The sequence below is a fragment of the Frankia sp. CeD genome (assembly GCF_000732115.1).
GTDB classification, from domain to species: domain Bacteria; phylum Actinomycetota; class Actinomycetes; order Frankiales; family Frankiaceae; genus Frankia; species Frankia casuarinae.
In genome coordinates this window covers 1-2,939 of record NZ_JPGU01000096.1, presented here as the reverse complement: position 1 = coordinate 2,939, position 2,939 = coordinate 1, and the positions used below count along the sequence as shown (strand labels likewise).

Below are 2,939 nucleotides of genomic sequence, written 5' to 3'. Positions count from 1 at the left end.
CGGTGAAGCGGCCCATGTAGTTGAAGCCGATCTGTGGGGTGGGTAGCGCCGCGAGGACCGGGCGCGTGTCAGGGTTGAGGTAACGCAGCAGCCCGTAGCCGAGGCCGTCGCCCGGCACGGCACGAAGCTGCTCCTTGACCTGCTTGACCGCCTGCCCCGCGGCGTCGCCGCCGGCGCGTATCCGGGCGAAGTCGGTGCTGCCGGGGTCCAGCCGGACGGGATGGATCTCGGTGAACCAGCCGACCGTGCGCGACAGGTCCACCCCCTCGGCCAACGGCTCACGGCCGTGCCCCTCCACATCCACCAGCACCGGGCCGGAAGTCCCCCGCCACTCGTTGACCGCCACCGTGAACCCCGCCAGCAGCACATCGTTGATCCCGGCATGGAACGCCGCCGGAACACTGGTCAGCAACTCGGCGGTGACCTCGGAGGGCACACTCCGCGACACGCGGCGCATGTCAGCCGCGACGTCCCGGTCCGGGTCCAGCGGGCGGCCACCGATCAGTGGCTCCTCCACCGCCAGCATCCGCTCCCACCGCGGAAGCTCGGCCGCCCTGTCCTGGGCCTGCGCGGCGGCCAGCAGCGCCCAGCGCCGAAACGAGGTGCCAACCGGGTCAAGCTCCACCGGGCTGCCAGCGGCCACCGCCCGGTAGGCCGCGGCCAGGTCCGGCNCCAGCNCCCGCCAGGACACGCCGTCGACCACCAGGTGGTGTGCCACCAGCAGCACCCGGCCCGGAAGCTCGCGGCCCCGGTCCAACCACACCACCTGGACCATCACCCCGGCCCGCGGGTCGAGGCGCTCGGCGGCGGCCCGGCCCTGTACCGCCGCCAACTCGGCGAGCTCGTCGTCGTCCAGGCCCACCGCCTCGACCCGCCGCACCAACTCCCCGGCCACCGACCCCACCGCACCCACCGACCCGGCGGCGGGGATGTCAAGCCGCCACGACGCGGTGTCGTGCTCGTCGGGGCAGACCAGCCTGGCCCGCAGCGCGTCGTGATGGTCCAGCACGGCCTGGACCGCGGTGTTCAGGTGATCCTGGTCCAACCCGGCCGGGACCACGGCGAGGACCGACTGGGAGTACCGCCCGGCCAGCCCGGCCAGGCCCGCGTGCCCGGCCATCCGGTGCATGACCGGGGTGAATGGCNCCTCGCCGNCCCCCACANCCNCCGGCCCGCCACCACCGGCACCCTCNCCCGCCACCACGGCCAGCGCCGCCGGAGTCCTGCACTCAAACACCTGACGAGGCGTAATCACCACCCCCACCCGGCGGGCACGAGCAACAAGCTGCATCGACACGATCGAGTCACCACCCAAATCGAAGAAACTGTCCTCGACCCCGACCCGCTCCAGATGCAGCACCTCCGCGAACAAACCACACAACACCTCCTCCACCGCGGTACGCGGCTCCCGACCACCCACCCGATCCGCAAAATCAGGAACCGGCAACGCCACCCGATCCACCTTGCCATTGACCGTCAACGGCAAAACCGGAAGCACCACCACCACCGCCGGCACCATGTACTCCGGCAACCGAGCAGCCGCAAACCCCCGAATCCCAGCAGTATCAACCGCCACCCCCCCAGCCGGCACCACATACGCCACCAGACGCCGCTGACCCGGCAGATCCTCCCGCACCACCACCGCAACCTGACCCNCCCCCGGACACCCCGCCAAAACCACCTCAACCTCACCCGGCTCAATCCGATAACCCCGCACCTTCACCTGACTATCCACCCGGCCCACATACACCAACTGACCCGCACCAGACCAGCGAACAAGATCACCAGNCCGGTACANCCNCCCNCCCCCGAACGGGCACGCCACAAACCGCTCCGCCGTCAAACCCGGCCGGTTCAAATACCCCCGCGCCACACCCACCCCAGCCACATACAACTCCCCCACCACACCAGACGGCACCGGCTGCAGAAAAGAATCCAACACAAACACCCGCGCGTTACGAATCGGCCGCCCGATCGGCACCACACCCCGACTAACCACCTCCCCCGGCTCCACCCGATACTCCAGACACCCAACCGTCGCCTCGGTCGGCCCATACTCATTGACCACCACCGCCGCCGGATGACGCCCACGCCAGACAGCAAGCATCTCCCCGGTCAGCTGCTCCCCACCCACCACAAGATGCCCCGCACCCACCGACACACCCGACTCAGCCAACAACCGCAGATGACTCGGCGTCACCTTCACCAACAACCGCTCCCCCGACCCGGCAGCCAACTCCCCAACAAACACACNCCCCCCCGACAGCAACGGCCCGAACAGCGCCGTCACCGTCAGATCAAACGCCACCGACGAATGCAACAACGACCCGCCAGCCACACTCGGATACCGCTCCCCCACATGCGCCAGATAATTCACCACCGACCGATGAGAAACCACCACACCCTTCGGCACCCCCGTCGACCCCGACGTATACATCACATAAGCCGGATCAGCCACCGACAACGGCCTCAACCGACCCGGAACCGTCGCCGGCCGCGCCGCCACCACCCCAGCCGTCCCAGCCTCATCCACCACCACCCGAAACGCGGAATGCTCAGGCAACAGACCCTCCGTCGCCACCGTGCACACCACCGCCACCGGACCCGCATCATCCACCATGAACCCCACCCGCGACGCCGGATAATCCGGATCAACCGGCAGATACGCCGCACCAGCCTTCAACACCGCCAACACCGCCACCACCAGATCCNCCGNCCGCGGCACCACCACCGCCACAATCCCCCCCGGCCCCACCCCCCCAGCAATCAGATGCCACGCCAACCGATTCGCCGCCGCCTCCAACTCCCCATACGACAACCGCACATCCCCATCCACCACCGCCAACGCACCCGAAGACACCACCACCCGAGCCTCAAACAACCCCGGCAACGTCACCCCCGGCACCACCGCACCCGTCGCATTCCACTCCCCCACCAGC

The 2,939-nt window shown here is 69.2% G+C and carries 1 protein-coding gene; it reads right to left on the bottom strand.

Going from position 1 to position 2,939, the window contains the following annotated elements; translation table 11 throughout:
• The coding region (locus tag CED_RS25830) for an amino acid adenylation domain-containing protein (RefSeq protein WP_369807870.1) at positions 1–2,863 on the bottom strand (2,863 nt) is incomplete at its 3' end.
• Between the last annotated feature and the right edge of the window lie 76 nt (positions 2,864–2,939).